This is a genomic window from Methylobacterium sp. WL103 (assembly GCF_008039885.1).
In the GTDB taxonomy this organism is placed as follows: domain Bacteria; phylum Pseudomonadota; class Alphaproteobacteria; order Rhizobiales; family Beijerinckiaceae; genus Methylobacterium; species Methylobacterium cerastii.
This window is the reverse complement of record NZ_VRUX01000128.1, coordinates 1-9,358: the sequence shown is the minus strand read 5'-3', so window position 1 is coordinate 9,358 and position 9,358 is coordinate 1. Positions and strand designations below refer to the sequence as shown.

Genomic DNA, 9,358 nt, shown 5'->3' with positions numbered 1-9,358 from the left:
GTGTCGAACACGCCGACGCCGTCCGCGTCCATGGCCGCCCGGACCGCCGCGTCCGCGCGCTCCCGGTCGTCGGGGTGGACGCCGCCGAGATAGGTCTCCGCGTAGGTGATCGGACCGCGCGCCGGCACGCCGAACAAGGCACGCACCCGCGCGTCCCAGCGCAGCTCGCCGGTGGCGAGGTCGAAGTCGAAGATGCCGATGCCGGTGGCCTCGACCGCGAGGCGCAGCTGCTCCTCGGCGCGGGCACGGGCGGCGAGCGCCTGCTCGCGGTTCTCGATCGCTCGGCGCAACTCGAGCTGGACCATCACCTGGCGCGCCAGCGCGGTCAGGGTCGCCGTCTGCCGCACCGTCAAGCCCTCGGGGCGCGGCACGGAGTCGATGACGCAGAGCGTGCCCAGCGCGAAGCCGTCCCGCGTGTGCAGCGGCGCCCCGGCATAGAACCGGATCTGCGGATCGCCGGTGACGAGGGCGTTGTCGCGGGTCCGCGGGTCGCGGGTCAGGTCGGGGATGACGAGGATGCCGTCGCGGCCGAGCGCGTGCGCGCAGACCGATTGGGTCAGCGGCGTCTCGCACGGGTCGAACCCGATCCGCGCCTTGAACCATTGCCGGTCCTTGGCGACGAAGCTGACGAGCGCCGTCGGGGTCTCGCAGGCCTGCGAGGCCAGGAGGACGATGTCCTCGAAGCCGCTCTCGGCGGGCGTGTCGAGGATGCCGTATTCGTCGAGGGCGGCGAGGCGAGCGCCGTCGAGCGGGTCCGGGGTCGGTGCGGCGGTCATGGCCTCACGCCGCCTTTTCTCGCGAGGCCGAACCGCCTTGCGCGGCCGAACTCGCCGCGCCGGCCGCCGCCGGGTCGACGGCGACCAGCGTGCCGTCGTCGCGGTAGACCGCGCCGAGCACGTCCTCGAAATGGCGGCGCACGCGGTCGTGGCACTCGCAGGCCGCCCGCTCCAGGGCCGCCCGGTCGCGGATGGTGATGCGTCCGCGGGCCACCGCGATCATCCCGCGGTCGTGCAGGCCGCGCAGCACGCCCGACAGGTAGGTGCGGCGCACGCCGAGCATCTCGGCCAACACGTCCTGGGTGATCGGCAGGACGTCGGTCGAGAGCCGGTCGTGCAGGGTCAGCAGCCACTTGGCCGCGCGCTGCTCGATCGGGTGCAGGGCGTTGCAGGCGACCGATTGCAGGAGCTGGGCGATCAGGCAGTCGGAGTAGCGTGTGAACAGGTTGCGCAGGGTGCGCGAGGCCTGCTTGGCCGCCTGGAGGCGCCCAGCTTCCACGCGCAAGGCCGGGCCGCCGATCTGCACCACGGCGCGGCTGAAGGCCGGCAGGTAGCCCTGGCTGACCACGCCGCCGACGGCGCCCTCCCAGCCCACTGTCGCCGTCTCGGCCATGCGGCCGTCGAGCATGGTGATCGCCAGGGTGACCACCGTGTGGTCGCAGGGGAAGGTGACGTGCGAGACCGGGTCGCCCGAGCCGAACACGACGTCGCCGCGCACGAACTCCACCGGTTCGGCGTAGGGCGCGATCAGCGCCCGGTCGGCGGGCTGCAGGGCGCGCAGCAGGAGGTTCCTGCCGAAGGACGGGGCGGCGGTGACGGCCATGGCGGCAGCGGTTCGATCCTCACGTGCATCAAGGCCATAGCGCAGCGCGAGGCCGCCGTCTGTTCACAAGGCGAAGTTCGCGCCGATTTTCGCGGAGGCTGTCCCCGGTGCCAGTTCGCGACGACAGGGACGTCGGCTTGATTCCCAGGCGGCGCCGGCCATGTGATCACGGCATGAAACGGCGAAGCCTGCTCACGGCCGCGAGCGCGGCCACGGTGATGACCCTGGGCGGCGTCGGCTACGCCGTGCACCGGCGCGGGCGGAACCCGTATTACCGCGGGCCGACGAGCGACCACTTCGACGGGGTGCGGTTCTTCGCGCCCGGCCAGGTCGTCGACAATTCCCAGGTCGCCGACAATTCCCAGGTCGCCGACAAGACGCAAGCCGCCGACAAGTCCTTGGGCGACGTCGTCCGCTGGAAGGCGGAGCGCGGCGGCACGGCGTGGCCGGAACGCTATCCGAGCCCGTTCCCGGCCGACCGGCCGCCGGAGCGCGTCTCGGACCTGCGCGTCGTGCTGATCGGGCATGCGAGCTACCTCGTGCAGGTCGCCGGCCGCAACATCCTGATCGACCCGGTCTTCGCAACGCGCGCGAGCCCGGTGCGCTTCGCCGGGCCGAAGCGGGTCAACCCGCCCGGCATCGCGATGGCCGACCTGCCGCCGATCGATTGCGTGCTGATCACCCACAACCACTACGACCATCTCGACGGGCCGAGCCTCGCGCGAGTCTGGCAGGCGCACCAGCCGCTCGTCGTTGCGCCGCTCGGCAACGACGCGATCCTGCGCAGCTACGACGAGACGATGCACGTCGAGACCCGCGACTGGGGCGGCTCGGTCGACCTGGGCGATGGCGTGAGCGTGCACCTGACGCCGGCCTACCACTGGTCGGCCCGCGGGCTGAACGACCGGCGCATGGCCCTGTGGTGCGCCTTCGTGATCACGTCGCCCGAGGGCGTCCACTACCATGTCGGCGACACCGGCTTCGGCGACGGGGCGATCTTCCGCGACGTGCGGACGCGCTTCGGGGCTCCGCGGCTCGCGACCCTGCCGATTGGCGCCTACGAGCCGCGTTGGTTCATGCAGGCGCAGCACATGAACCCGGCCGACGCGGTCGCCGCCCTCGACCTGCTCGGCGCGCGCCAGGCGCTCGGGCACCATTGGGGCACCTTCAAGCTCACCGACGAGGGCATCGAGGCGCCGGCCGAGGCGCTGGACGCCGCGATGGACCAGGCCGGGCAGCCGCGTGCGCGTTTTTTGGCGCTGCGGCCCGGGCAGGTGTGGGAAGGCTGACCGCCCCGGGGTCGCCGCCTGCGCCCGCCTTCAAGGCGTCGTCGCGGCCGCCTTCGCAGCCCTGCGACCGCCGGCGGTGATGCCGGCCGAGGCCGCGATCACGCAGCCGATCGCCAGCCATTGGAGCGGCGACAGGCGCTCGCCGAGCAGGATCAGCGCCGCAAGCGCGGCGATCGCCGGCTCCAGGCTCATCATCACCCCGAAGGCCTGACGCGTCAGGCGGCGCAGGGCCACCATCTCGAGGGAATACGGCAGCGCGCTCGACAGCACCGCGATCCCGAAGCCGAGGACCAGCGTCGCCGGGTCGAACAGGGCCGCACCGGAACTCGCCAGGCCGAACGGCGCCACCATCAGGGCGGCGGCCAGCATGCCCAGCGACACCGCCTGCCCGCCGTCGACCCGCCCGGCACGCTGCCCGAACACGATGTAGAGCGCCCAGGCCAAGGCCGCGACCAGGGCGTAGGCGACGCCGACCGGGTCGAGGCCGCCGGCGTCGCGCAGGGGCAGCAGCAGCCCGAGGCCGAGGATGGCGAGGCCGATCCAGGCGAAGTCGGCGACCCGGCGCGAGGCCGAGAGCGCGACCGCGAGCGGCCCCAGGAACTCGATCGCCACCGCCGGCCCGAGCGGGATCGTGCGCAGCGCCAGGTAGAAGGTCAGGTTCATCATCCCGAGCGCCGCGCCATAGAGCGCGATCATCCCGGCCTCGCGAAGCCCGAGGCTTCGCCGCCACGGACGCCACACCGCGAGCAGGATCAGGGCCGAGAAGCCGACGCGCAGGCTCGACACCCCGGCGGCGCCGACGGCCGGGAACAGGCTCTTGGCCAGGGCCGCCCCGCTCTGGAGCGAGACCATGCCGGCGACGAGCGCGACGACGGGCAGGAGCGTCGCCGACGCCCCTGCCCGCTCGATGTGGCGCACCACGCTACAGGATGAAGCGGCTGAGGTCGGCGTTGGCCGCGAGGCTCTCGACCCGGTCGCGGACGTAGGCCGCGTCGATCGCCACCGTCTCCCCGGCCCGGTCGGTGGCGGTGAACGAGACCTCGTCGATGACGCGCTCCAGCACGGTCGAGAGGCGTCGCGCGCCGATGTTCTCGACCGAGCCGTTCACCTCCACGGCGACGCGGGCGAGCGCGTCCACCGCGTCGTCCGAGAAGGCCAGCGTCACGCCTTCCGTCTGCATCAGCGCCACCGTCTGCTTGAGCAGGCTCGCCTCGGTGGAGGTGAGGATCTGCTTGAAGTCCTCGACGGTGAGCGGCTGCAGCTCGACGCGGATCGGCAGGCGGCCCTGCAGCTCCGGCAGCAGGTCGGCGGGCTTCGAGACGTGGAAGGCGCCCGACGCGATGAACAGCACGTGGTCGGTCTTCACCGGCCCGTGCTTCGTCGTCACCGTCGTGCCCTCGATCAGCGGCAGCAGGTCGCGCTGCACGCCCTCGCGGGAGACGTCGGCCGAGGAGCGGCCCTCGCGGGCGCAGATCTTGTCGATCTCGTCGAGGAAGACGATGCCGTTGTCCTCGACCTCGCGGATCGCCTCGCGGATCAGCGCGTCGTCGTCGACGAGCTTGTCGGATTCCTCCGCCAGCAAAGGCGCGTAGGCGTCGCGCACGCTCATCCGGCGCGGCTTGCCCTTGGTGGCGCCGAACGCCTTGCCGAACATGTCGCCCAAGTTGACCGCGCCCATGGACGCGCCCGGCATGCCGGGGATCTCGAACATCGGCATGCCCGAGGACGGGTTGCCGGCAAGCTCGATCTCGACCTCCTTGTCGTCGAGCTGGCTGTCGCGGAGCTTCTTGCGGAAGCTGTCGCGGGTGGGCTGGCTCGCGGTCGGGCCGACCAGGGCGTCGAGGATGCGGTTCTCGGCCGCCGCCTCGGCCTTGGCCTTGACCGCCTTGCGCTTCTCCTCGCGCACGAGCCCGATCGCCACCTCGACGAGGTCGCGCACGATCTGCTCGACGTCGCGGCCGACATAGCCGACCTCGGTGAACTTGGTGGCCTCGATCTTGAGGAACGGCGCGCCGGCGAGCCGCGCGAGGCGTCGGGCGATCTCGGTCTTGCCGCAACCGGTCGGGCCGATCATCAGGATGTTCTTCGGCGCGACCTCCTCGCGCAGCGGCCCGGTGAGCTGCTGCCGGCGCCAGCGGTTGCGCAGCGCGATGGCGACGGCGCGCTTGGCGTCGTGTTGGCCGACGATGAAGCGGTCGAGTTCCGAGACGATCTCGCGGGGGGAAAACGTGGTCATCGGGCTCCGATCGGGTGCGGCAGCCGGGCTGCCAGGCGCGCGGGCAGGCCGCGCAGGACGAGGCCCCGCATCGCGTGCCAGCCGGCGCTGAGAAGCAGGACGAAGGCGCCGAGCGCGAGGAAGCTCAGCGGGGCGGCCCGGCTGGTGAATCCGGCATCGCGGATCAGGGTTCCGAACGCGATCCCGGCATAGGTCAGGCCGGCGACCAGGATCGCGCGCCGGTCGGTGACCAGGGCCACCAGCGCCAGCAGCAGGACGACCCCGAGCACCAGGATCGCCGAGACCGTCGTCGGCGCGTCGCCGCTCCGGAGGACCGTGGTCAGCATCGGATGCACGATCAGCGGGGCGGCGAGCAGGTGCAGCCAGAACGCAATGTCGGTGCGTCGGGTCTGGCGCTGCCGGTCGGCGAGGTCGAAGCGCATCGCGAGCGCGAAGACCGCGAGGCCCGCCGCGACCAGCAACGCGCTGAAAGCGCCGGCATCGAGGCTCGGCACGAGGGCGAAGGCCAGCGCCAGCAGCGTGCCCGCGAGCGCCGCCGCGCCCGCCGCGATGGTGATCGGCACGGAAAAACGCCGGTAATGCAGGGTGCACAGCGCCAGCGTCGCGAGCGCCGCCCCGGCATAGGGGAGCGGCGCCGGCGCGCCCGAACCGCTCGGTCCCGGCAGGGCGCTGCCCCAGCCGACGGCGATGCCCGCCATCGACGAGACGGCGAGAAAGGATTCCACCGCGAAGATCGCGAGCAGCGCGATGCTCGGCAGCGCCATCCTGCGGCGGCGGGTGAAGAACTCGGCGAGCCCCCAGGCCAGGGCCGCCACGAGCACCCGGCTTCCGGTCTCGCCGAGGGTGTCGCCGGCCAGCCACCACGCCGCGCCAAGGAACAGGGCGATGCCGAGGGTGACGAAGATGTCGGCGAAGCCCGTGATGAAGCGCAGGCGCTCGTCGTCGTCCACCCGCTCCGGCTCGGGAGCCGCCACCTCGCGGGCGAGCCGGTCGAGGGCTTCGACCTGCGCCGCGGTGAGGATGCCGCGGGCGACCGCACGCGACAGGAGCGCGTGGTCGATCACCGGACGGACGGCGGGCAGGAGGATTGCCGGCACGAGGGGGGATGGCGCATCGCCCCGATCTAAGCGCAGGGCGCCACGCTTACCAGAGCCGATCCAGAGAGCGGTCCCGAGAGCGGTTCTCGGCCTGCCTTCAGGCGGCGCGGATCTCGCGGACGAACCCATCGACCTCGCCGCCGAGGCCCGCGGAGCGGCGCGCGAGGTCTCCGGCCGCAGCCAGGACCTGCCCGGCGGCGTCGCCCGCCTGGAGGGCGGCGGCCTGGACCTCGGCCATGGTCTCGCTCACCGCACGCGTCCCCTCGGCGGCGTCGCTCACGCTGCGGGCGATCTCCTGGGTGGCGAGCTGCTGCTCCTCCACCGCCGCGGAGACGCCCATCGCGATCTCGTGGACGGAGCCGATGGTGCCGCCGATCTCCTCGATCGCCGCCACGGCGTCGGCGGTGGCGTCGCGGATCTTGGCGATCTCGGCGGTGATCCGGTCGGTGGCGAGGGCGGTCTGGCCGGCGAGGCTCTTCACCTCGGCAGCCACCACTGCGAAGCCGCGGCCGGCCTCGCCGGCGCGCGCCGCCTCGATCGTGGCGTTGAGCGCCAGCAGGTTGGTCTGGCCGGCGATACCCGAGATCAGCGAGACGACCTCGCCGATGCTGGCGGCGCTGCGGGCGAGCCGCTGCACGGACTGCTCGGTGCGCCGCGCGTTCTCGACGGCGCCGGCGGCGGCGATCGAGGTCTGAGAGACCTGCGCGCCGATCTCGTTGGCGGTCGCGGCCAGCTCCTCGGTGGCCGCGGCCACCGCCTGGACGTTCATCGAGGCGGTGGCCGCGGCGTCCATCACCGCCTGCGACTGCAGGCTGGTGCGCTCGGCGTTGCGCGCCATGGCGCGGGCGGTCTCCTCCATCGTGCCGGCGGAGGCGGCGAGATGGCCGACGAGGCCGCCGACGCTGCCCTGGAAGCGGTCGGCGAGGGTGTCCATCTCGGCCCGCTTGATCGCCCCGGCTTCGAGGCCGGCCTGCGCCTGGCTGCGGCGCAGGGCGTCCGCCTCCCCCATCGCGTCGGCAAACGTGCGCATGCTCGCCCAGATCGCGCCGATCTCGTCGCGCGACGGCTTGACCGGGGGCAGGTCGCGGTCGCCTTGCGCGAGGCGACGGATCGCCGTGGAGACGGCCCGCAGGGGCTTGGCGATCATCCGATGGCCGACGAGGCCGCCGACGAGCAGGCCGCCGAGGGTTCCGCCGAACGCCAGCGCCAGGAGGAGCCGCAGGCGCTCGACGTAGAGCGCTTCGGCGGCGGCGTTCAGGGTCTCGATGCGCTCGCGGCTCCGCTTCACGAAGGTTTCGATGCCGGTCTGGAAGGCGACGCGGTTGTCGCGGTTCGCGTCGGTGAAACCCTGCTCGGCGGCGGCCTTCGGCGAAACCTCCGTGCCGAGGCGGGCGGTCTCGGTGCGGTGCCGGCGGAACTCCGCGGCGTCCTTGGCCACGCGCTCGAACAGCGGCCGGTCCGCCTCCGGCACCGCCGGGCGCCACTCGGTCAGCAGCGCATCGATCGCCGAGAGGTCGCGGACGATGCCGGCGGCGTATTTCCGCGCGGCCTGGGTGTCGGCGGCGGCATAGATTCCGCGCGATTCCAGCGCCGTGTCGGTGGCGAGCCTAGTGAGCTCGGCGGCGAACAGCGCGTTCTCGGTGGCGTTCCGCGCCGCGCCGACCGATCGGTCGAACGTGCGCAGGGTGTCGAGGCCCACGCCTGCGACCACGAGGGTCACGAGACTGGAGGCGCCGACCAGTCCGAGAAGTTTGCCGCCGATCGTCATGCGCGTCAGGCCCTGTGCTTGCGCAGCGGACCATATCCACAGGTTGTCAAGGACCCGTTACCCATACAACCTGTTCGACGCGGCGCGGTCTCAGGGCGTAAGCAGGACATCGCCCTGTTCGTCGCCGCGTTCCGACCGAAACCGTGAGGTCGTCTGCATAAATCCGGGGGCGGCGCCGGTACAACCTTGACCGTCGTTTCGTCAGACCGGATGAGAGTTCGAGCGCCGGATCGATGTTCGAGCCCGGTTCGGGGGTGACGCACATGAAACGTTGGATCGTGGGGGCCGCCCTCTTCATCGGGCTGGCCGCGCCGGCCTTCGCCAAGGACATCGTCCTGCCGGCGAAGGAGCCCGCCGTCACCGCGACGATGCCGGACGACTGGGACACCAGCGTTTACGAGACCGAGATCGCCTCCGTCTCGGCGGACGGCGACATCGTCGTCAACATCGCCACCGACAGCAAGTCGCGCCTCGACTCCCTGATCAAGGACAGCAAGGCCTACCTGACGAAGAACAAGGTCAAGCTCGTCGGCAAGCCGACGGAGCAGACCATCGACTTCAACGGCACCCCGGGCCAGGTGCAGCGCTACCAGGCAACGGACAAGAACGGCAAGGCGATCATCGACTTCGTCACCCTCGACGCGAACCGCAACCGGGCGGTCCTGATCACCGTGTGGGGCTCAGAGGACGACCGCGCGACGAACGAGACCGCGCTGTCGGCGATCATGAAGAGCGTGACGATCCCAGCCGGCGGCGGTGGCGGTGGCGGCGGGTTCTGGTCGGGCGGCTCCGTGCAGTCCGGCAAGGTCGGGGCGGGCAAATCGGAAGCGAGCAAGGCGGAAGCCCCCGCGGCGGCCAAGCCGCCGGCTCCCGCTGCCGTGGCCTCTCCTCCGGCCGCAGCCCCGGTCGCCAGCCAGAGCCTCGGCGTGCGCCGGGTGCTGTTCGTGACGCGCCCGTCGGAGGGGTTCGGCGACGTCGACCCGCGCGCCGTGGGCGCCTTCCTGCCGAGCGAGAAGGTCATCACCTACATGGAGCCGGTCGGCGAGACGCTGGTGCCGGTGGCCGGCGGCGACGTCCGGTTCGGCCTGGTCGTCGACTACGTGCTGCAGAGCAAGGGCGGTGCGATCCTCAGCGGCCAGAAGGCCGTGATCGACAAGGAGTTCACAGCCGGGAAGGACGGCATCCTGGACGGCTACCCGAAGTTCTCCTTCCACTTCACGCTGGGCATCGCCGGCGTCGACCCGGGCGACTACGTCCTCGCCTTCACCCTGCGGGACAAGTTCAGCGACCGCACCACCCAGGTCGAGCGGCCGTTCACGGTGCTGGCGGCGGCTCCGGCGCCCGCTCCGACGGCTGCAGCGCCTGCGCC

General features: G+C 72.2%; 8 protein-coding genes. 2 read left to right on the top strand and 6 right to left on the bottom strand.

Going from position 1 to position 9,358, the window contains the following annotated elements; all coding sequences use genetic code 11:
- A partial coding sequence (locus FV222_RS10475) for a GAF domain-containing protein (protein WP_147814162.1) occupies positions 1-776 on the bottom strand: 776 nt, incomplete at its 3' end.
- Positions 777-780: 4 nt separating this feature from the next.
- The gene (locus FV222_RS10470) at positions 781-1,599 is read right to left on the bottom strand and encodes a Crp/Fnr family transcriptional regulator (RefSeq protein WP_147814160.1); all 819 of its coding nucleotides are present in this window, start codon (positions 1,597-1,599) and stop codon (positions 781-783) included.
- A 173-nt stretch (positions 1,600-1,772) separates the two neighbouring features.
- Here FV222_RS10470 and FV222_RS10465 point away from each other — a divergent pair, with 173 nt between their 5' ends.
- Positions 1,773-2,888 (top strand): MBL fold metallo-hydrolase, encoded by a 1,116-nt coding sequence (locus FV222_RS10465; RefSeq protein ID WP_147814158.1) that lies wholly within the window; start codon positions 1,773-1,775, stop codon positions 2,886-2,888.
- Positions 2,889-2,918: 30 nt separating this feature from the next.
- On the opposite strand, the gene FV222_RS10460 is transcribed toward FV222_RS10465, so the two are convergent.
- The 4 genes from FV222_RS10460 to FV222_RS10445 all read right to left on the bottom strand — a co-directional run bounded on the left by FV222_RS10460 (position 2,919) and on the right by FV222_RS10445 (position 7,989).
- Complete coding sequence (locus FV222_RS10460; RefSeq protein WP_147814166.1) at positions 2,919-3,740, bottom strand: EamA family transporter; 822 nt, start codon at positions 3,738-3,740, stop codon at positions 2,919-2,921.
- Positions 3,741-3,810: 70 nt separating this feature from the next.
- The gene (hslU, locus tag FV222_RS10455) at positions 3,811-5,124 is read right to left on the bottom strand and encodes an ATP-dependent protease ATPase subunit HslU (RefSeq protein WP_147814156.1); all 1,314 of its coding nucleotides are present in this window, start codon (positions 5,122-5,124) and stop codon (positions 3,811-3,813) included.
- Positions 5,121-6,221 (bottom strand): hypothetical protein, encoded by a 1,101-nt coding sequence (locus tag FV222_RS10450; RefSeq protein WP_246685407.1) that lies wholly within the window; start codon positions 6,219-6,221, stop codon positions 5,121-5,123. Before FV222_RS10450 ends, hslU begins: the two co-directional genes overlap by 4 nt.
- Positions 6,222-6,318: 97 nt before the next feature.
- A complete protein-coding gene (locus FV222_RS10445) occupies positions 6,319-7,989 on the bottom strand; it encodes a HAMP domain-containing methyl-accepting chemotaxis protein (protein ID WP_147814154.1) in 1,671 nt (556 codons plus the stop codon).
- 263 nt (positions 7,990-8,252) lie between these two features.
- Here FV222_RS10445 and FV222_RS10440 point away from each other — a divergent pair.
- Positions 8,253-9,358, top strand: a 1,106-nt coding sequence (locus FV222_RS10440) for a hypothetical protein (RefSeq protein WP_147814152.1), incomplete at its 3' end; no start/stop codon positions are given.

Coding starts and splice junctions, on each gene's coding strand:
- FV222_RS10460 (WP_147814166.1), bottom strand. CDS start 3,740: ATGGTCTCGCTCCAGAGCGGGGCGGCCCTGGCCAAGAGCCTGTTCCCG.
- FV222_RS10465 (WP_147814158.1), top strand. CDS start 1,773: ATGAAACGGCGAAGCCTGCTCACGGCCGCGAGCGCGGCCACGGTGATG.
- FV222_RS10445 (WP_147814154.1), bottom strand. CDS start 7,989: ATGACGATCGGCGGCAAACTTCTCGGACTGGTCGGCGCCTCCAGTCTC.
- hslU (WP_147814156.1), bottom strand. CDS start 5,124: ATGACCACGTTTTCCCCCCGCGAGATCGTCTCGGAACTCGACCGCTTC.
- FV222_RS10470 (WP_147814160.1), bottom strand. CDS start 1,599: ATGGCCGTCACCGCCGCCCCGTCCTTCGGCAGGAACCTCCTGCTGCGC.